Source organism: Colwellia sp. BRX9-1 (assembly GCF_014077195.1).
GTDB lineage: Bacteria > Pseudomonadota > Gammaproteobacteria > Enterobacterales > Alteromonadaceae > Colwellia_A.
The window spans coordinates 1-225 of sequence record NZ_JACGVM010000112.1; the positions used below are offsets into that span (position 1 = coordinate 1).

General features: G+C 39.1%; 1 pseudogene. It reads right to left on the reverse strand.

Going from position 1 to position 225, the window contains the following annotated elements:
* A pseudogene (locus H4J76_RS20365) lies at positions 1-225 on the reverse strand (transposase); the annotation flags it as partial.

Here is a 225-nt window from a genome sequence, read left to right on the forward strand (position 1 = left end):
TTCAACCATTTCCATTTCGAATGTCGTTAATGATTGCTCTTGCTGATATTGACGGGTTAATAGGGTGCCTTTGAACAACTTATGCCAACGGGACAGTACCTCTAGCGTCGTCCAGTTGTTAGCTTTTTCACTATCAACATGAAGGACTAAATGTAAGTGATTATTCATGACAGCGTGAGCACAAATATCAATAGCAAACACCTGAGATAATGTAAAAATGCGTTG